At 43.3% G+C, this 20,683-nt stretch carries 17 protein-coding genes and 2 tRNA genes; 13 read left to right on the plus strand and 6 right to left on the minus strand.

The window, feature by feature from the left end; genetic code table 11:
• Positions 1-396 precede the first annotated feature (396 nt).
• Complete coding sequence (locus L9Q39_RS05850) at positions 397-2,400, plus strand: methyl-accepting chemotaxis protein (protein WP_237484168.1); 2,004 nt, start codon at positions 397-399, stop codon at positions 2,398-2,400.
• A 64-nt stretch (positions 2,401-2,464) separates the two neighbouring features.
• On the opposite strand, the gene metA is transcribed toward L9Q39_RS05850, so the two are convergent.
• The gene (gene metA, locus L9Q39_RS05855; RefSeq protein ID WP_237484169.1) at positions 2,465-3,406 is read right to left on the minus strand and encodes a homoserine O-acetyltransferase MetA; all 942 of its coding nucleotides are present in this window, start codon (positions 3,404-3,406) and stop codon (positions 2,465-2,467) included.
• Positions 3,407-3,581: 175 nt separating this feature from the next.
• Between metA and L9Q39_RS05860 the strand changes: the two genes are divergently transcribed.
• From L9Q39_RS05860 to L9Q39_RS05870, 3 genes are read left to right on the plus strand one after another with little or no spacing between them, the layout of a single operon-like run.
• Entirely contained in the window at positions 3,582-3,953 is a 372-nt protein-coding gene (locus L9Q39_RS05860; RefSeq protein ID WP_237484170.1) for an AAA family ATPase, read from the plus strand.
• Between the two features lie 48 nt (positions 3,954-4,001).
• Complete coding sequence (locus L9Q39_RS05865; RefSeq protein ID WP_237484171.1) at positions 4,002-4,439, plus strand: DUF3859 domain-containing protein; 438 nt, start codon at positions 4,002-4,004, stop codon at positions 4,437-4,439.
• Complete coding sequence (locus L9Q39_RS05870) at positions 4,418-4,765, plus strand: ribosome recycling factor family protein (protein ID WP_237484172.1); 348 nt, start codon at positions 4,418-4,420, stop codon at positions 4,763-4,765. The genes L9Q39_RS05865 and L9Q39_RS05870 overlap by 22 nt, the downstream gene beginning before the upstream one ends.
• Positions 4,766-4,833: 68 nt before the next feature.
• On the opposite strand, the gene L9Q39_RS05875 is transcribed toward L9Q39_RS05870, so the two are convergent.
• Positions 4,834-5,943 (minus strand): M20/M25/M40 family metallo-hydrolase, encoded by a 1,110-nt coding sequence (locus L9Q39_RS05875; RefSeq protein ID WP_237484173.1) that lies wholly within the window; start codon positions 5,941-5,943, stop codon positions 4,834-4,836.
• A 195-nt stretch (positions 5,944-6,138) separates the two neighbouring features.
• Positions 6,139-6,702 (minus strand): lipocalin family protein, encoded by a 564-nt coding sequence (locus L9Q39_RS05880; RefSeq protein ID WP_435532830.1) that lies wholly within the window; start codon positions 6,700-6,702, stop codon positions 6,139-6,141.
• Between the two features lie 289 nt (positions 6,703-6,991).
• Between L9Q39_RS05880 and L9Q39_RS05885 the strand changes: the two genes are divergently transcribed.
• The 3 genes from L9Q39_RS05885 to L9Q39_RS05895 all read left to right on the plus strand — a co-directional run bounded on the left by L9Q39_RS05885 (position 6,992) and on the right by L9Q39_RS05895 (position 7,995).
• A complete protein-coding gene (locus L9Q39_RS05885; RefSeq protein WP_237484175.1) occupies positions 6,992-7,663 on the plus strand; it encodes a DUF2726 domain-containing protein in 672 nt (223 codons plus the stop codon).
• Positions 7,664-7,805: 142 nt separating this feature from the next.
• Positions 7,806-7,882 (plus strand) — tRNA-Val (locus tag L9Q39_RS05890).
• Between the two features lie 36 nt (positions 7,883-7,918).
• Positions 7,919-7,995 (plus strand) — tRNA-Val (locus L9Q39_RS05895).
• Positions 7,996-8,185: 190 nt separating this feature from the next.
• Here the strand turns inward: L9Q39_RS05895 and L9Q39_RS05900 are convergent.
• A complete protein-coding gene (locus L9Q39_RS05900; protein ID WP_237484176.1) occupies positions 8,186-8,422 on the minus strand; it encodes a site-specific integrase in 237 nt (78 codons plus the stop codon).
• Positions 8,423-8,809: 387 nt separating this feature from the next.
• Here L9Q39_RS05900 and L9Q39_RS05905 point away from each other — a divergent pair, with 387 nt between their 5' ends.
• From L9Q39_RS05905 to L9Q39_RS05920, 4 genes are all read left to right on the plus strand, one after another.
• Positions 8,810-8,992 carry a type II toxin-antitoxin system HicA family toxin gene (locus tag L9Q39_RS05905; protein WP_237484177.1) on the plus strand — a complete coding sequence of 61 codons (183 nt, stop codon included), beginning with the start codon at positions 8,810-8,812 and terminating at the stop codon, positions 8,990-8,992.
• Between the two features lie 27 nt (positions 8,993-9,019).
• Positions 9,020-9,445, plus strand: coding sequence for a type II toxin-antitoxin system HicB family antitoxin (locus tag L9Q39_RS05910; protein WP_237484178.1), 426 nt, complete (start codon positions 9,020-9,022; stop codon positions 9,443-9,445).
• Positions 9,446-9,952: 507 nt separating this feature from the next.
• On the plus strand, positions 9,953-10,534 hold the full coding sequence (locus tag L9Q39_RS05915; RefSeq protein WP_237484179.1) for an RES family NAD+ phosphorylase: 582 nt from the start codon (positions 9,953-9,955) through the stop codon (positions 10,532-10,534).
• A 299-nt stretch (positions 10,535-10,833) separates the two neighbouring features.
• Positions 10,834-12,297: an ApeA N-terminal domain 1-containing protein gene (locus L9Q39_RS05920; protein ID WP_237484180.1), complete on the plus strand. Its 1,464-nt coding sequence runs from the start codon at positions 10,834-10,836 to the stop codon at positions 12,295-12,297.
• Between the two features lie 313 nt (positions 12,298-12,610).
• On the opposite strand, the gene L9Q39_RS05925 is transcribed toward L9Q39_RS05920, so the two are convergent.
• Together L9Q39_RS05925 and L9Q39_RS05930 are read right to left on the minus strand one after the other, a co-directional pair.
• A complete protein-coding gene (locus tag L9Q39_RS05925) occupies positions 12,611-12,829 on the minus strand; it encodes a hypothetical protein (protein ID WP_237484181.1) in 219 nt (72 codons plus the stop codon).
• Between the two features lie 54 nt (positions 12,830-12,883).
• A complete protein-coding gene (locus L9Q39_RS05930) occupies positions 12,884-13,471 on the minus strand; it encodes a hypothetical protein (protein WP_237484182.1) in 588 nt (195 codons plus the stop codon).
• 446 nt (positions 13,472-13,917) lie between these two features.
• Between L9Q39_RS05930 and L9Q39_RS05935 the strand changes: the two genes are divergently transcribed.
• Positions 13,918-17,088 (plus strand): response regulator, encoded by a 3,171-nt coding sequence (locus tag L9Q39_RS05935; RefSeq protein WP_435532810.1) that lies wholly within the window; start codon positions 13,918-13,920, stop codon positions 17,086-17,088.
• Between the two features lie 131 nt (positions 17,089-17,219).
• On the plus strand, positions 17,220-20,615 hold the full coding sequence (locus L9Q39_RS05940; RefSeq protein ID WP_237484184.1) for an EAL domain-containing protein: 3,396 nt from the start codon (positions 17,220-17,222) through the stop codon (positions 20,613-20,615).
• The last annotated feature ends 68 nt before the right edge of the window (positions 20,616-20,683 follow it).

Here is a 20,683-nt window from a genome sequence, read left to right on the forward strand (position 1 = left end):
ATTAAAGTTCGATTGGTTAATTGAACGAGTGTTATTTCAACAGCGAAATGTGACATAGAGGAGACATGGATATTATAGATTTATTACAAATAGTTACATTTGTGCCTATTTAAGATAGGGAAAAACTAAGGCGATTTCAAAGCCAAGCATTGAACATTGAGAAAACATATTGAGTCGTGTGGATAGATGATTTTTCTTTTTGTTTCTGGTGGTTAGAAAGCATCATGCCTGTTTGCTTGCAAAGCAATATAGAGTGAAGATTCATAAAAAAGTCACAAATCTCATTTAAATTTAGTAAAAAAGTTTAATTGACAGTTTGCATATCTAATAGACGAGCTGTTGATTATTACCAATAAATTAAACCTTAAAATAAACACTATAAGTATGAGGTTAATAATGTACTTATCTATTATCCAGCGGATTGTGATTGGCTTTTCTGTTGTTATTGTATTTGTCGTTTCGATTAGTGGTTCTGCTTATTTTAGTCAGTTAAATATGGCGAATCAGCTTGATATTACTTCGATTAAAATGACGAATTTGCTCGCCAGTTCGAACCACTTGGTGCAGAACCTACAAAATCTTAATCGTTCGGTTCTTGTACACGCTAACACTGATGATCCACAGATGAGAATCGAACTTGAGGATGAGTTTCTGCTGGAGAAAAAGCGCTACTTAGAAAATTATGGTTCATTTTTCGATGAGCTTAATGCTTACCCAGAGATTCAAACCTTATTAGATGAATTAGATGGTCAGGCAAAACGTATTTTCCAAGATGCAGAAAGTCATATTGCGATTAAAAATCAACGTATTGAAGCGCGAAGTAAAACCTCTCAAGAGCTGAACGGTTTTGATGAAAAGTGGAAGTTCTTTGAACAAGATGTCGGTGATCTTGCCTATGTTGCCAAAGCCAATAAGCAGCGCACGAATAATCGCAACCTCAACTACATTATCGCGCAGGGAGTCGGGGCAGATCGCTATTTGCAAAAAATCTATGCGATGGAAGATATTGCAGATGCAGAATTAGTGCGACAAGAATTGGTGGCGCATATTGAACGCTTTAAAGATAAAGCGACGCGAGTGTCACTTTCAATGCCTGAAAGTAAAGAGAGTATCGCTTTTTATTTAGACACATTAGTGCGAGCGATTGAAAACCCGCAAGGGGTGCTACAGCAGCATTTAACTTATATCGACCTAACGGCAAAAAGTGACCATTTGTTGGGGCAGATTGCTGGGGATATGGACATTGCGATAGAAGAGTTTGAGCGGATTATTGCCGAAATTCAAACGCTAGTGAGTCGTACAGCCCAACAGGCAAAGCATGATTCGGAGCGTGCGATGTTACTCAACGGTGTGTTGGCGCTGATCTCAACGGTGATCGCCATTATTTTATCGGTGACGATAGTGCTATCAATAAAACGTCCTTTGAGTCGTATTATGCAAGCGCTAGACAAGATGACATCAGGCGATCTGACCCATCGAATTGAGACCGGCTTTCGTTCGGAGTTAGGTGCGATTGCGGTCAATGTTAACCAGCTTGGTGAGCAGTTGAGTCAGGTGATCGCACAAGTGCAGCAATCGGCGACCATGCTCAGCGGTGTTGCCAATGAAAGCCATCAATTAAGTAGTAAAACCAATGTGGATGTGGCTAAGCAACAGACGCAAACCAAAGCGATTGCCGGTTCTGTTGAGGATATGAAGCAGGCGACAGAAGAGGTCGCCAGTTCGGCAATGGAAACCAGCAAAGAAGTGGATCAAATCACTGTATTGGCGCATGGCAATATGGAAGGTATGCAGCAGAATTTGAAGTTTGTTAGTCAACTGCAAAGCTCTCTTGTCGATGCGACTCAAGTCATCCACCAACTCTCCAATGAGTCACGCCAGATTGGTGACATTCTTACCGTGATCAAATCGATTTCAGAGCAGACCAATTTGCTGGCGCTTAACGCTGCCATTGAGGCAGCTCGTGCTGGTGAACAGGGGCGCGGTTTTGCTGTGGTTGCAGATGAAGTGCGTTCATTAGCGACGCGTACCCAAAACTCCGCAGATGATATTGCTGGGATGATTGATACGCTACAAACTAAGGCAGAAACCGCGGTGGAATTGGTCGAGCAAAATCTTGAGCAAGCCGAGATTTCAGTCAATCAGAGTCATGATAGCCATCGTTCTTTAGAAACCATCGTGCAACGTCTCTCAACCATCAATCAAATGAGTCGTTCGATTGCGGATAAATCTGAGCAGCAAACGCAAACGGCGAAAGAGGTGGTGACGAGTATTGCTTACATTTCAGAGAAGGCGACACGAATCGCGGAAGAGGTGGATGAGTCGGCTCGTAATAGTGAATCGTTGAACGCGCTTTCGAGTGAGCAAACACAATTGGTGGCGCATTTCGTTATCAAATAGGGAAATTGCAAAACGTGCCACCCAAATCAAGCGCATCCTGTGTGCTTGATTTGGGTTACTTAACCTATTCATCCTTAGTGAAATTCGCTTCGCTAAATTGATCAAGGTTATAAGGTGTTTGTTGGTAAACGCAGTAGTTTAACCAGTTCGCAAACAGTAAATGCCCATGACTGCGCCAACTTGCACAAGGCTTGTTGTCGGGGTTGTTATCGGGATAGTAGTTAAGTGGAATAGCGGGCTCTAGCCCCTCTCCAAGATCGCGAACATACTCATTATGCAGCGTATGGGAGTCGTATTCAGGATGACCAGTAACAAACACATTACGCTTATCTTTAGTCGCGGCAAGGTAGACTCCGGCGACCTCTGAGGTTGCTAAGATATCGAGGTCGGTGTTCTGCTCTAAATAGTCGGCAGAAAAGTCGGCATAACGAGAGTGAGGCGCAAGAAAGCTGTCATCAAAGCCACGCAACAGAGCATGGAATGGATCATGAATATCGTGTTGGTAAACGCCCGATAGTTTTTCTTTGCGGGTACGCTTAGGTAAGTCATAAAGCAGTTTTAAACCAGCTTGCGCCGCCCAGCAGACATAGAGCGTTGACGTCACATGCTTATTGGCCCAGTTCATGATGGTTTGCAGGTGCTCCCAATAAATCACATCCTCAAACTGCACAAGACCTAACGGCGCGCCAGTAATGATCAGTCCATCAAAATTGCGTTCCTTGACCATTTCAAATTGGCGATAAAAGTTATCAAGGTGCTCTGTCGGGGTGTTTTTACTCGGGCGATTGTCAATGCGCAGCAGTTCGATATCCACTTGCAGCGGGCTATTGGATAACAGGCGTAAGAACTGAGTTTCGGTCTCAATTTTTTTCGGCATTAAATTGAGGATCAGCACTTTAAGTGGACGAATTTCCTGTGAAGAAGCACGAGACTCGGACATGACAAAGATGTTTTCATGGCGCAATACATCCGATGCAGGCAGTTGATCTGGAATCTTAATCGGCACAGCTTTCTCCCTAAGCTAATGGTCGTCTGGATGGCTATACTTCTAAAACTACCGCAAATTTTGTCGAATGTCGATAGTAATTAAACGCAAAGTGACACTCAGTGAGTATGGCTTGTTTCTTAGTGTTTTGTTCGGTACTCTGCGCCAAGAATCATAACTGGCAGGATAGAGTTCGGTGGCGAAGTTAACCCTTATTCGAGGTTTACCCGGTTCAGGTAAATCAACATTGGCGAAGACTCTTTCAGGGCATCATCTTGAAGCCGATATGTTCTTTGTCGATCAGCAAGGGGAATATCAGTTTGACCTAGAGAGGTTGCCAGCGGCGCATCTTTGGTGCCAGCAACAGACAGAACGATTACTGGCTGAGGGCAAGGATGTGGTGGTATCGAATACCTTTGTGCGTCGGTGGGAAATGAAACCCTACCAACAGTTGGCAACCAAGTACCGTGCCGAGTTGCAAGTCGTGGTTTGCAGCGGAAATTACCCCAATGTTCATGGTGTCAGCACGACAACCATTGAAAAGATGCGTCGACGCTGGCAATCATAAAATCGGGCAGTTAAATCACATGCAGTCAATAGAGAGAGAATCAATAATATGGCAAGACGTTCAGCGGTGGTCGAAATTGTCTCCTACGGTGTGTATGACACTTGGGATTCAGGATCGAAAGATCTGCCGAAAATCCAGCAGTTCACCACACAAATTGCCGCGGAGCCTCAAATAGAGTTCGGTTTTATCGTCAATATTAAGAAAGCCAAAGGCGAACGTCTGCGTTATTGCATCACACATCCGGGCATTATCAATAAAAAAGGGCAAACCCTCGCACCTTTTGATGGTGAGGTGCATGTTGGTAGTAACGATTGGGACTTTTATTTGGGTGATACCATCCAACTACTGCATCCGATTGATGGCTTAGAAAGCAATCTAGGCGAGTGGCATATGACGATGGAAATCAATGGTCGAGTCGTTGCCGAGAAAACCTTTAAAGTGGTGGCAAAGGATCAAGGTCAGTTTTGGAAACAGAGAGGCTTTTAATTCAGCTCAATAGCTTTGTTCATCGGGTCGATAACAAAGCCGAAATCATTCAACTGGCGGCACAACACGGTTGTGTGCTTAAGCGTATTCGTCGCTCGCGTCATTGGCAGATTTCAGGAGGGTTAGATCAATTACGTCTCTTTTCCAGCGCGATTACTGTCCCTTGGATCAGCGCCAAAATAGAACAAGCGTGTGAGCCATTTAAACCCGCCGTGACCGAGATATTAGAACGCAATCCCGATATATCTGTGATGGAGTTGGTACAACAGTCCGGTTGCACTGTGGCTGAGGCGCGGGCTGCTATTGATGAACATGAAGGATTTTAACGGCTGCGTATCAAGCAACAGCCGTTAATTCAAAACTCAAAGCACAGGACTTGCCTGCGCATTTGTGATTACTTGCTGCTGGTGTAACGAACGATAAAGTCAGTAATGGCGACCATATCGTCTACCGCGATGTACTCTTCAGTGGTGTGTACTTTCGCCATCCCTGTGGATAGGTTTAGCGTTGGTAGGCCGTTCGCATTGAAGTTGTTGGCATCACTGCCGCCGCCAGTATGTTTGGTTTGAGCCACAATACCCATATCCGCAAATACCGCTTTGACTTCAACAACCGCAGGATGATCGTCAGCAATCACAAAGGCGTTATAAGCACGGTGACAGTCGATCTCCACCTTAGCGCCAAACTTGTCTGCTGATGCTTGCAGCGTTTCAACCATATGAGACACTTGCTTGGTGAGCTTTGCTTCATTGAGAGAGCGGGTTTCAGCTACAATCTTGATTTCTGGCATCACGATATTGGTCGCTTGACCACCCGAAACGATACCAATGTTAGCCGTGGTTTCTTCATCAATGCGCAGCAGTTTCATGTTAGAAATCGCGTCAGCGGCAACCATAGCTGCGCTGATCCCCTCTTCAGGAGCAAGCCCCGCATGAGCTGGACGACCGATAATCGTCGCTTCAATGTGTTCTTGACCCGGTGCGCCAGTCACAATCGTGCCGATAGCACCACCGGTATCAAGCACAATCGCTTTATCTGATTGGATATAGGACATATCGAAGAATTCTGAACCATACAGACCACCTTCTTCATGAACGGTAAACGCCACCTCAATGGTTTTGTGCGCGGTGTTGTTTTCTTGAAGACAACGTACTGCCTCAATCACTGCCGCAATGCCAGATTTATCATCACCGCCAAGGATGGTATTGCCTTTAGAACGAATAATGCCGTCTTCAATAATGGGTTCAATACCAATGCCCGGTGTTACTGTGTCCATATGCGCACTGAATACAATGCTACCCTCAAGCTCGCCGTCAAGACGACCATAGACGTTAAAACCGTTGGTGTATTTTTCTGGAACCGGTAGTTTGCTGACGGCAAAACCGAGCTCGCCGAGTTGTTCACATAAGGTCTCGGCGATGGCTTTCTCATTGCCTGATTCACTGTCAATTTTTACTAGATCGAAAAAGTGTTCAATCAAGCGCTCTTTATTTACTTGGGTCATAGTCATTACTACCTGTTACAACGAATGCGCGTACTTTACACCGTAATGATGGTTAAATTATCTGAGGCAGGTCAATTGTTGTAACTAAAGGTTTATGTTTAGGTTTGAGGAGCTAGGAGCTAGGAGCTAGGAGCTAGGTGGTAGGGAACTGGGTTGATAGGGAGGAGCGCGGGGGCGCTCCTGTTGTTGAGGGAATTAGTTTGTGGTGGCTCTGTCTTGGGCTGGGAAGATGAGTGCGTCGGTATTGAATCCTGCGCCGTTGGCGATGGAGATATAGCGGGATAACTGCTGCTCCGAGATGTTGGGAGTGCGAGATAAAATCCAAAAATAGTCGTGATTGGGTCCACTGACCAGTGACACCGAGTAATCGGGTTCGAGATAGTAGACGATATAACTGCCGTAAAACGGACCAAAGAAAGAGACTTTTAAGTAGCCGACATTATCTTGTTCAACAAACTTCGCCTTGCCTTCAGCCTCGGACCAGCGATTTTCTACTGTATTCCAGCCTCGATTGATCACCTTAACGCTTCCATCAGCGTTGAGCGTGTAATTTGCAGTGACATTGGAGAGATTGCGTTCAAAGCTGTGGTCGAGGCGGGCGATTTCGTACCAAGTACCAAGATACGGCTCAAGTTTAAACGAGTTTACAGGGGTCACTTTGTCTGGAACACCCGTACACGCGACCAATAACAGCGCAACGAAGACCGCCGCGGGCTTAGAAAGCCACGGTTTAAAATGAGATAGATTGAATGGAAACATTGCTGTTTGAGACCGTTTCTTTTTAGCCATTTTCTTTTTAGACACTTTCATTTTAGACATAGATAACTCCTTCTGCTCTATGCCCAAATTACCTCTGAATTCTGCATGTTGAGGTTACTTGGGAATACATCTTTCCTTTAACTTTATCATGCACTTTCGAAGATTCGAGTCAAAGGGCGCATTTAATCAAATTATTGCCTTGAGGTAACTTGGTTACATACGCTTTGGATGACAAAAAGTAGTGTAGGGTGATATTCTGCGTTTTAATAGTGATTATAACGGTGTTCTGATGGTCGAAATCTTTATCGTACTTGCCTTATTGGTGACCTTCTCTTTTGTTGCACTTAAATATTTTGTAAAACAAGAAGATACTAAAACTTATCAATACAAAGTCAAAGGTCCAATCATGTCTGCTCAGCAGACAGCGTTTTACAATGCTCTAAAAGAAGCCGTGGGTGAGCATGGTGTGATTGTTTCTAAGGTGAATATGTCCACCATTATTACGCCTAAACAGCAAGCGAACAAAAAACAGTGGTTTATAGCCAACAACTTGATCGCCAAAAGCTACTTTGATTTTGTCGTCTGTGACCCTAGAACCATGCAGGTGCGCGTCATTATTGAATATGATAATGGTGATAAACTGCACCCGGGAAAGGTTGAACGCCAAAAGTTGATCATGCAGGTCTGTAAGTCAGCCGGTATTCCTCTGATTGGTGCAAGCGTGAAACTGAGCTACCAAGTGAGTAAGCTACGCAGATTGTTGGCGGCTCATATCGACCTAATCGAGCCGGAGAAAGAAGTGCGTTTTTGTAAACGTTGCGGCAGTCCGATGACTATCAAGACCGCCGCGCAAGGTGAGTTTAAAGGTCGTCGCTTCTTTACCTGCAGCCGCCACCCTGCATGCCAATATACTGAAAACTATAATGTTGTGTTTGAGGACGAGAACCTGCCGCTTCAATAGCCCAAAGCTAGGTGATGGGTTTGGGTAAAGTATAAAAAAGCCTCGAATTGATGACTAATGCAGCAAACGGGCGTAAAAAAGCAAAAATCTACTTGCACAGCACCGTGAGGGTGGTTAATATCCCTCTCGTTCTCAAGATAATGCGTCCGTAGCTCAGTTGGTTAGAGCACCACCTTGACATGGTGGGGGTCGGTGATTCGAGTTCACTCGGACGCACCATCCTGACTGCATAAGTAGTCAAAGAACACATAATTTGGGTCCGTAGCTCAGTTGGTTAGAGTACTACCTTGACATGGTAGGGGTCACCAGTTCGAATCTGGTCGGACCCACCAAATTATAGAAAAACCCGTCTTTTTAGGCGGGTTTTTCTTTGCCTGAAATAAAGTCATCGCCTGAAACAAAATCATCTTGCCGTCCTCTCCGTATATCGTTTTGATTAAAAATTCACTGTTTTGAATATTCGAAATCTCGAAATTTAGGGGGGTGGTAAAAGGGTGGTAATATACAGTAGTTTTCAAACCGCTAAATTGCCACGCTAATGGGCGGAACCTTATGCCATTCTACGTCATTTTTATCGGTGTAAATCTGAGTTGTCTTATCGCTTGCATGTGCCATGCGTTGTCGTGGATTTATGCCCATTTCATCAATTAATTTTGCTGATAATCGACGGATCTCATGAAAAGTAGGGCGCTTTGCTTTTTCTGCATGATCATACAGTCCAAGACCATCGCGTATTGCCGAGAACGTTTTACTGATCATCCTGCTTGTCACTGATAACGGTGATCACATTGATTGGAGATCTCATTATTTTTGATGGGTTTGCGATGTACGACGTAAGGGCAAAGAAGTCTGTCGGTTTTCGATAGTTCCACAATATCTTTAATAGCTTGTGTCACTGGTATTGCGACATAAGGTGTTTTCGCGTTTTCGCGTTTTCGCGCTCGTGAATCATAACGGAGCGCCATTTAGAAATGCTCGCATCATCAAAGAGTATCTTGACGCTAGATTAACTGAGTTAACCGGTCTTGATGCTGTTGCTCCGCTGTCTGGGTTAGATGATGTGTGCTGCCACTATGGTCATGCATTTTTAACATTTGATCTGTGTGTATTGGTGTGTATAATTAATTGTGTTGATTAGGAGGATATATGAAATCAGCTGACCTAATCAAAGACTTGCGCAAAGCTGGTTGTGAACTAAAAAGGCAGGGCAAGGGGAGTCATCAAATATGGTACTCGCCAATAACAGGAAAGACGTTTCCAGTCCCACACCCTAAAGGCTCACTACCAGTCGGAATCGTTAAGTCGATTAAAAAAGCAGCGGGCATCTAGCTCGCTGCAACCTTGGAGGAAGGGTTTATGTTATTTTCAGTCGGTATCGAACTACCTAAAGAGGACGATCAAGCGTTTGGCTTGGTTGTCCCTGCGTTATGTGATGCTAATTATGGTTGCTTTAGTGCGGCGGATAAGGAAAGCGAGATCCCATCGATGGTGAAAGAGGCTGTTATTGATATGGTCGAAGCCATGATTGAAGACAGCTATCCGCTATTGAATGTCAATGATAAGGGTGTTTTATATTATCGTGCGCATGATGACTATGCTTATTGTGACGCTTGGTTATTATTAGATATTGATCTGTCTGACTTTGAAGGCAAACCAAAGCGCATCAATATCAGCATGCCAGATACGCTTATAGCTCGAATTGATGAATACGTAAAATCATCAAATGAATATAAAGATAGAAGCCACTTTTTAGCGACCGCAGCAAGGCATGAAATGAGATAAAAACACAGTTAACGCTATATTTAAGAAAGCAGAACGGCTAACCAGCAGCATGGTAGAGCTTCCAGATTTATACTGCCAACACATCTTGCTCACCGTAGAAGGCGGTAAAGTTGAAGCAATAGTTATGGTGTCAGGAAGCCCTCATGATATGGGGGCTTTGTTGGTTGTTCGTACCCAGAATGTGACTAGAACGGACAGGTTGCCCTAAATTGTATCTGCCCATTTTTAAGCTAGCGAACATATCTATCACAGTCCGCTGATGGAAACTTGACCTATTTTTTCTTATCAGTGTATTGTCTAGCTAAAGTGGATACTTACAAGAATAGGTAAAGGCATTTTATGAGTTTTAAATCATGGGCTAGCTATATGCAGTTCAATCACTCAGTCAAACACAAATCACGATACGTTCTTGATAGTGACTCACAGAACTTTTTGGAGGGAATAAAAGACACATGTGCTAATCGAGTTAAAGTAATCGAGCCAAACTCAGTCCTGTGGCGAGCACAAATGGGACACAACACCGTACCTTTTATTCAGAATGATATTGAAGTAGATGATATGTTTGTTCCTTATCCTGAATCGCGTATGAGACCTTTGGAAGACAGTGCAACGGAGGGCAGAGCCAACCCAAAGGGAATTCCTTGTTTATATGTTGCTTCAGACAAAGAAACGGCTATGTCAGAGATACGCCCTTGGTTAGGTTCAACTGTTTCCGTCGCTAATTTTTCAAATAGAAAGGCGCTTAAAGTAATAGATTGTTCAAAATATCATAATGGTACGTTACCGTTTTTCTTTGCAGAACCTGATGATGCAAAGAAAATAGAAGCTGTTTGGACGCATATTGATAAAGCCTTCTCTGAGCCTGTAGCTAATAGTGACCAAAAATCGGATTATGCTCCCACTCAAATCATTGCTGAGTTAATAAAGTCTTTAAGTTATGACGGAATCGCATTTAAAAGCTCATTATGTACAGGACTGAATCTCGCTTTATTTGATTTGGATTGTGTGGACTTTAATAGCTCCAACCTATTTAAAGTTAACAGCATTAATTTTTCATTTAAAAATCATGATGATGAACGTTTCATGTAGTAAACACATCAAGTTGATTCGTAACACTTAGAGACTTTTTAATACTAAACAGTGATGGCTAACCATAGGAAGTCACTAGCAAGGTTTGGGCGTGCTTTAACCTGTGAGTGGGCTTACTTTTTCTCATTGTTACGCCACTAGCTAGGTAGCCTAATTAACGGTGCTAATATATTGATTTTCTCTTGCTAAGTTGTCTCAATTTTGGTTTGTGTATAATGAAAGCCCTAGTGAATTTGAACCGGTGTTCGTCGTGGCTCTGTTTGCTGCGGAGCTATCACCTGAACATAGAGAAAATAGTAATGACAAAATGCATCAATGCTCAATTTGAAGTAAATGAAAATGAAAATGTTTCTGGTGTATTGTCGGATGTTAAGAAGTATGCATTTAACTGTTGGTCATCAACGTACTTTTTTGTCGAAAATCACTCGAATATTTATGGAAAAACGCAGGACAATAAGACAATTTCGCTCCTTAATTGCTTGAGCAGCGAGTCATCGGCTTTCGGTATGGGGGGCGCGACGTATAGCAATATAATAACACCTCATGCTGTTCTCACAGGGAACAAACGTGTTGACCCTGATAATGACAAATTTTGCTCGATATCACTTGCAATCGGAAACTCGCAAGCTCTGCTTAATTTGTTTACGTCATTCGGATATATAAGTGCTCCTGACGATGAATTGGTAAGTCAGTTAAGCGCTCAGAAGTATGTATCACCATTTTCTACTGAACATAAGCCTATGCTTGCGTATTTCAATGGAAACTTTGAGATATTTTCCCAAAACACAGAACTAGGCATTATTGAAGCTAACAACTATGTATCTACAGGAGGTGGATTTAATAGTGATGGTGTAAGCATTCGAAATAAGGTGATGCTGAAGGTTAAATTCCATGATAGAAAGACCTTAAATGAAGCGCTGAATATCGCTCATAAAGTATCTTTACTTTTGCGATTTATTGCTGGCGAGAGTCTTTTCTTTCAAGACTTAACGATATCAGACGAGTCAGATAGCAACTTTCAACTTCTTCACAATACGTATTCTTGGGGGGAAGCTCTAACTAGCAATAAATCAGGTAATCCGCTGATTGATATTTCAAGCGAAGATTTCCCACCGTTCCTAGCTTCTTGGTTAAGTCATGTTGATCGTGACATTGTTAGGTATAGTTTCTATGATGGTTTTCTAAAAGGGCGGAGCTATTCCTCTGACCGACTCATAAACGCAGCCAACATGTTCGATATTTTTCCTGCATCGAAAGGTAACACTAGGAAAGCGCTTAAGAAGGAAGAGTCCGAAAAACTCAAAAAACTTAAACTGCACATTAAAGAAGAATTTTCTGAACTGAATGAAATCAAGAACTCTTTACTAATGTCGATTGGCTTACTTACGAGGAAGTCGCTTAAAGATCGAGTTAATGAAAGACTTTCCGTTATCGAAAGCTACCTTAAATCAAGAGATTTCGATTTAGAGGATATAGAGCTAGTTCTGGGGTTAGCGATAAAAGCTAGAAACTACCATGTACATGGCTCCGAGTTTAAACAGCTTACTCCCCTTCAAATGCATCAATATCAAGTTTTATTCACGTGCTTTTTCGAATTTATTTACGCAGTTAGTGAGCTTGTTGAATGTGGTTGGGGTGAAAGTCAGATTTCTCATCAGAATACGCGTCACCCAATTTTTGAGAATGAACAGTACCTAAAGTCTAAGATTATGTCATTAAAAAACACGGTTGCAGATAACCAAAAGCAAAAAGTAGCAAATTAGCATTTCTATAATGCTTAAAGCTTCGTTATCTCCAAACTCTAAATGACGACCATTAAACAGTGAACCTTGACTGCCCCAACCAATCGTTAGGGCTTGTTAATTTACACACATTGATTTGTGATACTGTATTACCAAGAATTTTTTCGACTAACTTGGTGCTTAACCATACATAAGCTAATCCGAATCTTACTAATATAGTAAAATCGCTAACTCAGAAATGTCCAGTTGTGAGTTACGATGCTAGCAGGTCGTCAGTAGGATCTAGTCATGTTCCACGAACGTGCAAGATCGAGTATGAGTCAGTACACTTTACTTAATCTTTCACGTTAGCTAATTTCTTCTTACGCTCAGCTTCCAGTTTAGCGATCTCGGCATTGTAGAAATCGTTGATTTCTTTCTTAGCTGCTACAACCTCTGGCGATTCACCAATTGAGATGCCACAGTTCTTAGCCATGCGATTAAGTGATGCTGTTGAACCAGAAAGGCTAAATGACTCCCTGACCTGAAGCTCCCTGTCTTTAATTATCTTCAAAATCGCTTTGAACTGCTCATTAATAAAACTGTTGAGAACCAAAGCCTCTTAAATCTAATCTTCTTTAACACCCAGCAATATTGTGCACTCCGAACGTCCAGCGGAGTGAAAGCTTGAACACAAGAAAGCATACTCTGAGAAATGATGGAGCAATGCCTTATTTGTTGCTTCATACTCACTTAAATCTGTTTGAGCATGAGCCAGATAAATGCCACCCACCACGACACCGATTGATTGAGTTTCCATAAAATCGACAGCGGCAGTTTTGTTGCTAAATGCAAATAGATAATCTGACGACTGATTCAAATTACGGATATCAGCCAAATCCACATTATTGGGCATTTCGTCTGAAAATAGCTTGTCAGATAAATTAACAACCACATCTTGAATAGCCGCCGCATTATTAGAAGGGTTATCGAACACAACCAGTTCAATGTGCTTTGCAGCACAAAGATGAGATAACTCATCGCGTTGTTCTGGTAAAAGACCAGAGACAAACAAAGCATCATAGGAGCAGGTGGACAATGTCGTCTCGGTGAGTTGACTTGGTGAAATTAGTTGCCCGCTCTCTACTGAGATTAAATCAGGTAATGAGATCGCTAGTTGTAATTCATCATCTTCAAGAACTAGTGGCTCAAACATCTCGACTCCTTATCTATTGCAATGTTCACAACGAAATATATTCGCTTCACTCTTCAGGGAAAGATCACGAAATGCCATTATTTACCAAGGCTTTATGCGTGTTCACGATTGAAAGTACAGTATCGACTAACGTTTAAAAGCACAAATAAATTATTGAGAAATATAACGATTTTATTATTGCATCGTTTGAATTTAGATTACTGACCTATCTCTTGGTTTAGTGGAAGTTATTAGAAGTTACCGCTCTTGAGTCGACAATGCTTAGCGATGAACAAGTTTTTGAAAGCCATGTCTCGGAAACCACGCCGTGAAAACCCTATCGGACAGGCAACGAAAATGACCCCTTTATCCGCACATTTCAAACTAATTCCCTCTTAAGCTAGATTCCTAATGTGAGTGTACTAATTTATTAACTATATAAACTTTGGTTTGCATAGTTAATGATAATGACAACAAAAGAAGTCTGGAACACATTGTCAGTAAAGCAGAAGATCTTCGTGATGCTGTTTTTGCCGACCACTTTAATCCTCTACTTAGCGTTTAGGCAGGTATCAGCGCTCAATACTCAGCTTCATGACATCAACAAAGCGGATCAATTGTCGCAATACTCGCAGGTGCTATCCGAGCTTCATACGTTATCAACGGAAGCTCGTCTGTCGAGTGACAAGGTGGATTTTTCGCCGGTGGTTTCTCGGTTGGCGGTGCTCACTCCGCAAATTTTCTCTGCCAATGAACAGCCTCAAATAGAGGGCTTACTGAGTGACTTTCAAGATAGCGTGACTTCATTGTCGGAGGCGGGTGATCTTTATGAGCGGATTGATTATGTCGATTGGCAGTCAGAAAGTTACCAAAACATACTGTTAGCGATGGAGAAAACACCGTTTGTGGCGCTTTCGCCAGAAGTCGCGGGGCATTTACAGGCCCTGTACCAAATTGAGTGGTTAATGTTTTGGGCGGAAGAAGAGATTTGGGCAGTCCAAACCCTGCTGACCGAATCGGTTGAGCAGGATCTGGTTATCGACATTATCAACCAAATAGAGCAGTTGGTGACCAATCAACAGCTATTTGTGAATCGTTTTATTGCCATTAATGCCAATGCAAGTCAGGTCGGACTGTTGCTTAACACCTTCACCGATCCCGCATTTGAACGTAGCAGTGAGTTTCGCAATCAGATTTTAGTGCAGGAGAGTGTGAAACAACTTAGCGACGCTCAGCGAACAGACGGTTTAGCGTCTTTGGAAGCGCGATTGTTGCTGCTTGACGGCGTGTCTAATCAGATAGAAAAGCAATTGCGCGACGCAATGTCTTCAGCCATTAGTGACTTTGAAAGTCAGAGAATCGCATTTTTAGCGGTGGTGCTGATACTGACGGCTTGTATCATTTTTATCGGTGTAAGTTTGTCGCATCGTATCGTGAGCAACCTGAATTTGGTATTGCGCTTTCTTGATAATGCCGACGATCAAAGGCAACAATCCTTAATCGCGCAAATAAAAGGCCGAGATGAATTGAGTCGCTTTGCGCATGAAGTTGAGCGTTTAACCAACGAGCGTATTGAGGGTGAACAGAAGTTGGTTATCGCCAAAGAAGAAGCAGAAAGTGCGCGTGAAAAGGCCGTTATGGCAAGCAAAGCGAAAAGTAGCTTTTTGGCGAATATGTCCCATGAAATCCGTACCCCGCTCAATGGGGTGATCGGCATTTCTGAGGTGTTGGCAGAAACCGACTTAAGCGCGCCACAAAAAGACTATGTTGACACGATCGAGACGTCGTCGCAGCTATTACTGAGTTTGATTAATGACATCTTAGACTTCTCGAAAATTGAGTCGGGCATGTTGCAGATTAACGCCCATTCAACACAGATACGTGAGACCGTTTATGATATTGCCTCTGTCGTCGCGCCCAAAATTAAAGAAAAGGGACTCGCTCTCCATGTTGATATCGACCCTGATGTTCCCAACCGAATTCTGGTTGATGACCATCGATTACGCCAAGTCTTTATGAACTTCATGTCAAATGCCGTCAAGTTTACGGAGAGTGGTGCGGTCACGTTAGGGATTCACTATTTAGGCGAAGCCGACAATATCGCCAAGCTGCAATTTGAGGTGATTGATTCAGGGATCGGGATTGATAAGGCACGGCAAGCCAATATTTTTGAGGCCTTTGCACAAGAAGATGACACTACAACAAGGCAATTTGGAGGAACAGGGCTAGGACTGACCATTAGTACACAATTAATTGAATTGATGGGCGGACATATTCAGTTAGAGTCTGAAAAAGGGGTTGGCAGTCGCTTCTTCTTTGAGCTTGATGTCGGTATTGATAGGCATGATTATCAAGCCGTATCGCCATTGCAATACGATGAATTAGTACTGGTATGTGCTGATGCTGTATATCAAGAGCGTGTGCGGCGCGACTTGCACTATTTTAACCTAAAGATTGATCGTGTTGCCTCGTCTCTTGAACAGGCAGAGGTTGACGATCCCAGCGTGAAGTCGATCCTGCTGGTTGTCGAGTCAGAGCAAACGGTCGATATGTTGGGCTTGCGACGCTTACAGCAAGATAAGAGCAATACAAAGGTGTGCTTAATCCGACAGTTGGGCAGCACCAACCAAGACTTTGGTAGCAGCATTAGCGCGTTAGTGACGTATCCATTATTAGGTCATCGCCTCTACAAAGCGATGGAAGTTTGCAGTCAGCATTTTGAGCGTATGGATCCGATCGAGGATCAACCGCAAGTCGTCACCACACAAGAACTGGCGAAAGTGTTATTAGTAGAAGATAACGCGGTGAATCAGAAAGTGGCGAGTCTGCATCTTAAGAAAATAGGCTGTACGTTTGATGTGGCGAACAATGGTCAAGAGGCGGTGCAAATGTTCAGTGACAACTCGGATTATACCTTGGTACTGATGGACTGCATGATGCCAGTGATGGACGGTTTTGTCGCGACTCAAGAAATTCGAAAATATGAAGCATCCAATCAAAAAGCGCGAACACCGATTATCGCTCTAACGGCGAGTATTATTGATGACGATATTCAGCTCTGTTTCGACTCCGGGATGGACGATTATGTACCTAAACCGTTTAAAGCGGATGTGCTTAAGGAAAAGATTTTAACGGCCATCGAGGCGAAACAAGCCAGTATCGAAGCCAAGCCACTCAAACGGCAGCAACCTCATCAGCAAAGTGAGCAAAAAGCTCAACAAGAGAGCGCGGTGAACTCCGGTAATGGTGTTGTGACAGCAAGCCATCAGGGGCGGATCCTGTTGGTTGAAGATAACTTAGTTAATCAAAAAGTGGCCTCATTGCACTTGCAAAAAGCTGGCTTTGACTATGTGATTGCCGGTGATGGAGAACAAGCATTGCAAACCTATATGGCAGATCAAAACTTTGACCTGATTTTAATGGATTGCATGATGCCAGTGAAAGACGGTTTTGGTGCGACCGAAGATATTCGCCGTTATGAAAAACAGCAAGCACTATCACCGACACCTATCATTGCGTTAACAGCGAGTGTGGTTGATGACGATATTCAGAAATGTTACGACTCAGGGATGGATGGTTATGTGCCGAAACCCATTCGACGCGAAAAATTGCTTCATGAAATTCGCAATCTGATGTAGCGGTTTAGGTTTTTATAAAACAAATTGCAGAAAAGTCGCCGTGATCACGCTGTGGCGTATTCATGCTTTGAAACAAAATAAAAATAATTAAACTGTCACATGCGAGTTGTAAACCTCAGGAACAAGTAGTAGTGATAGATTCCCCTCTAGAAACCCCCCATGTCCTTAAGAATGGTCGCCCAACCATAGCAGTATTAGTCGGTTCAATGACGTCGCATTATCATGAAGGCATCATGCGAGGTGCTGCTTATATTGCGAGGCAAAAAAATTACAATGTTATCGGTTTTTGTGGTGGGGTAATCAACTCCAGCGACCACCTTACGCTGGCAAGGGACAAGGTTTTCAAGTTGATTAATATGAACCTTATCGCCGGGGTTATCAGTCCGTTTAGTTCGCATATGCGCTTCGTAACAGGTGAAGAGAGTGAAGCCTTTGTCGCCCAATACAACAGCGTTCCGGTAGTTAATATTGGCAGTCATATTTCCGGATACACCAACGTTGTCGCTGACTACGAAGTGGCGTTTACAGAGTTATTTGACCACCTTTACCACACGCATGGCTATCGCAATATCATGCTGGTTCGAGGTCCTGAACATCACGCTTCGTCAGTGAGTCGAGCTAAGGTGTATAAGAAACTTCTCGAACAGTATCAGCTTCCCTACGACGACGACTTAGTCCTCAAGTGTGATTTAAAAAGGCGCACAGCAAAAGCGGCGGTCGAGCACTATTTTGATCATGTGAATAAGCCCGTTGATGCGGTCATTGCCATCAGTGACAATCAAGCGTTAGGGGTGATTGATGCTTGTAAGGAGCGTGGTCTGCGCGTTCCTGAAGACATCGGTGTTATCGGTTCTATGGATTCATTGGAGGGTGCGTTTTCTTCCCCTTCGCTGAGTAGTATTAAAGAGCCTCTGTTTGAATTAGGGCAAGCGGCGGCTATTGAAGTCATCAACCAAATTGAAGGCAAGCCCGCAACCGTAGAAATCAAAATTCCGACTTCCTTAATCACTCGTGACTCATGCGGCTGCAACGCCTTGGAAACACGTAAGCGGCTTCATCAGGAGAGTTCGGCGTGTTCGACGGCAGTCGTTAACGGTCATGATCCTATTTTTAAGGAGACTCAAGACTTCTTTGAAAAAACCATCGAGCAGCACAAAGGGGGCATTATTCGCGACGACGTGAATGTCATCCTGCGCCTATTCCAAGAGTCTATCTACAAAGGTGAGTTTAGTTCGCTGCTTACTGAATTACGCAACAAGCTGGAACACTCATTGCGCTCGGAAGATGTGGTGTTATGGCTGTCATTAATTGCTCAACTTGAACTGAGTGCGCTGCGCTATTTGAAAGCGGCTGGCAATTCTATAACTTTGGTGGATTTTATTGCAGAGCTCACCACAATTAAAAATGAAGCGGAACAGATTACCTTTAAATTCCAAAGTTTTGAGACCGAATATTATCTCAACTACTTTAGAGCGATTGTAAACAACCTCAATGCGTCGTTCGATCTCACTACCATTAAAAAGTACACCGTTGATATCTTGCAGTTGTCTGAGTTGTATATCCATATCTTCCATGATCCCAATGCGGAAAAACTCACGGCAAAAAATATCGTTTCAGTACGAAATAACCAGTTTATTGAGATTGAAAACAAAGATTTTTGCGCGCAAGAGTTGATACCACAAGGCGTAGAACCGTACCAAGGTTTATATACACTAATGGTGTTTCCACTCTCTTTTGGCAACAAACCCCTTGGCTTTATGACGACGAACCTAAGTGGTCGTAAGGGCACGGCATTTGAAAACTTGCGTGCCATCATTAGCTCAGCGCTGAAAAACGAAATGCTGATCCAAGACCTAAAACGAGCGGAAGAGCGTTTTAGTGACATTGCCCACAGCACCTCAAACTGGTTGTGGGAAACCGATGCACAACATCGTTTCACGTATTGTTCTCACTCCTCAAATGATGTTATTGGCTACGCGCCCGATTTCTTGATGGGTAAAGACATTCACGAGTTGAATGTCGAGAGTGGTGATAGCTACATTCAAATGATGCATAACCATGAGGCTTTGGTGGAGATTGAGTGTTGGTATCAGCACCAGAATGGCCGCATTATCTGTTTGTTGATTTCCGCCAAACCGATCATCCACAAAGGGGTGTTTAGTGGCTATCGAGGTATCTTTGAGGATGTGACCGAGCAGCGCCTGCAAGAAGAAAAAATTAAGAGCCTCGCTTACTCCGATATCTTAACCGGATTACCCAACCGTACTTTGCTACACGAAAAGTTGCAGGAGACCATTCGTATCTCCAGCAAGTATGATCAGCAGTTTGCGTTGATGTTTATTGACCTCGACCATTTTAAAAACATCAATGATTCTATGGGGCATGCCGCGGGCGACCAACTCTTGGTGGAGTTAACGGAAAGATTAAACAACTCGATTCGTCGTTCAGACACGTTAGCCCGTTTGGGAGGCGATGAGTTTGTCATTATCCTTGCAGATATAGACAATGAAGCCGAGGTGATTGATGTCGCTCATCGAATCTTCAAAAATCTACAACCTGCAATCGTGGTTCAAAACAAGTCAATTTATAGCACACTGAGCTTAGGTATCAGCATCTATCCAAACGATGGTTTGGAAGCAGAAACTCTGTTGAAGAAAGGCGACAGTGCGATGTATCAAGCCAAGTCCCAAGGGCGCAATGGCTATGTTTTCTATGATACTGAGCTTGAGAAGAAGAACACACTACGCAATACCTATGAAGAAGTGTTGCGCGAAGCGCTCACCACGGACGGTTTTGTTCTGCACTACCAACCCCAAGTTGATATTGAAACCAATCAGATTGTCGGCTTAGAAACCTTGGTGCGCATTGATAATGCGCAGATGGGAATCGTCGCCCCCAACCTGTTTATTCCATTAGCCGAAGAGTTGGGTCTGATTGGACAAGTCGATGAGTGGGTGTTTGAGCATACATGCGCCCAGTATGCCAAATGGCGTGAGCAAGGCTATGTGCTGCCGCGATTGTCGATCAACCTATCGGCGATGCAGTTGCGTAATGATGCGGTGTTGATTCGATATACCGATATCTTGCAAAAGTATCAGGTTGAACCGCGTCATATTCAGCTGGAGATTACCGAAAATGCGCTGATTGGTAATGAAAAAGTGGCCCTAGGGATCCTGCAAGGCTTTAAAGATTATGGTATTAGCATTGCACTTGATGACTTTGGAACCGGATTTTCGTCACTGAGTTGTATCAATCTCTATCCTATCGACACGATCAAGATTGACCGTTCTTTTGTTAAAGATGCGGTCTATAACAAGCGCAACGAAGCCATCATTAAAGGCACGGTATTGATTGGTCAGAATCTACAATTAAAGATTATTGCCGAAGGGGTCGAGTCGCATGAACAGTACACCTTTATCAAGCAAATGGGCTGCGATGAGATACAAGGCTTCTATTTCCATCGACCAGGACCCATCGAGGTGATTGAACCTCTGTTAACCAAGCAGTCGGTATACCAAGAATCTTAGGCGAGAAACGGTATAGATTCGATGCGATAGAAGGGCAGAAGGATCATTAGTATCTCCAAGTAACCTCA

Source organism: Vibrio hippocampi (assembly GCF_921292975.1).
Lineage (GTDB): Bacteria > Pseudomonadota > Gammaproteobacteria > Enterobacterales > Vibrionaceae > Vibrio > Vibrio hippocampi.

Excerpts from the sequence above, each read along its gene's own strand:
- L9Q39_RS05850 (WP_237484168.1), top strand. The coding sequence starts at position 397 with ATGTACTTATCTATTATCCAGCGGATTGTGATTGGCTTTTCTGTTGTT.
- L9Q39_RS05865 (WP_237484171.1), top strand. The coding sequence starts at position 4,002 with ATGGCAAGACGTTCAGCGGTGGTCGAAATTGTCTCCTACGGTGTGTAT.
- L9Q39_RS05875 (WP_237484173.1), bottom strand. The coding sequence starts at position 5,943 with ATGACCCAAGTAAATAAAGAGCGCTTGATTGAACACTTTTTCGATCTA.
- L9Q39_RS05880 (WP_435532830.1), bottom strand. The coding sequence starts at position 6,702 with ATGTTTCCATTCAATCTATCTCATTTTAAACCGTGGCTTTCTAAGCCC.
- L9Q39_RS05885 (WP_237484175.1), top strand. The coding sequence starts at position 6,992 with ATGGTCGAAATCTTTATCGTACTTGCCTTATTGGTGACCTTCTCTTTT.
- L9Q39_RS05900 (WP_237484176.1), bottom strand. The coding sequence starts at position 8,422 with ATGATCAGTAAAACGTTCTCGGCAATACGCGATGGTCTTGGACTGTAT.
- L9Q39_RS05905 (WP_237484177.1), top strand. The coding sequence starts at position 8,810 with ATGAAATCAGCTGACCTAATCAAAGACTTGCGCAAAGCTGGTTGTGAA.
- L9Q39_RS05910 (WP_237484178.1), top strand. The coding sequence starts at position 9,020 with ATGTTATTTTCAGTCGGTATCGAACTACCTAAAGAGGACGATCAAGCG.
- L9Q39_RS05915 (WP_237484179.1), top strand. The coding sequence starts at position 9,953 with ATGGGACACAACACCGTACCTTTTATTCAGAATGATATTGAAGTAGAT.
- L9Q39_RS05920 (WP_237484180.1), top strand. The coding sequence starts at position 10,834 with ATGACAAAATGCATCAATGCTCAATTTGAAGTAAATGAAAATGAAAAT.
- L9Q39_RS05930 (WP_237484182.1), bottom strand. The coding sequence starts at position 13,471 with ATGTTTGAGCCACTAGTTCTTGAAGATGATGAATTACAACTAGCGATC.
- L9Q39_RS05935 (WP_435532810.1), top strand. The coding sequence starts at position 13,918 with ATGACAACAAAAGAAGTCTGGAACACATTGTCAGTAAAGCAGAAGATC.